Source organism: Collinsella sp. AM13-34 (assembly GCF_003473055.1).
Classification (GTDB): Bacteria; Actinomycetota; Coriobacteriia; order Coriobacteriales; family Coriobacteriaceae; genus Collinsella.
On record NZ_QRLE01000068.1, the window covers coordinates 1 to 616 of the forward strand.

Genomic DNA, 616 nt, shown 5'->3' on the forward strand with positions numbered 1-616 from the left:
TCCGCCGTGGAGCTGCCGGGAGGCCTCTCCGAGCTCCTCGCGTTCAGCGGGGAGAGGGTCGCCGGCATGGCCTTCGCCACCGCAGCCTGCGTCCTGATCGGCTCCGCCGTCGCGTCCGTCGTGACGCCGGCGTGCTTCAAGTTCGGCCAGACCAAGGCGACCCAGCTCCTGCCAACCGTCACCGTCGGCCTGTTCGTGGTCGCCCCCATGCTCCTCGGGAACTCGGGGATTCTCGGAGGCGGCGCGCTCGGGCTCGTGGCGGGCCTCCTCGCGTTCGCCGAGACCCCCGTTGGGCTTGCGGCCTCTATGGCGGCGCTGCTCGCGGCCTCGCTTCTGATGCTGGCCGCCTCCGCCGCCGTCTCTCTCGGGCTGTACGGAAGGCGCGAACTGTAGGCCGAGCCGCCAGCCGACGCCCCGGCGCGGGCCCGCTTGCCGCGATGCGGGAGCCGCCCCGGCGGCGGGCGGTTGACGATGTGTTTACAATTGCGGCCTATATTCGGGCAGAAGGATGCGATTCGGCGGATTAAGGCCAGTTGGAAGAGGGGAGGGGCGTGGGCCGGAAGGGCGCGTCGCCCGTGCTGCTTTGCGTCGAATCCGGAACGGGCGGGGGAGACGC

At 71.4% G+C, this 616-nt stretch carries 1 pseudogene; it reads left to right on the plus strand.

The annotated features are described in order from the left end of the window. A pseudogene (locus tag DW151_RS10450) lies at positions 1 to 393 on the plus strand (ABC-2 transporter permease); the annotation flags it as partial. Positions 394 to 616 lie beyond the last annotated feature (223 nt).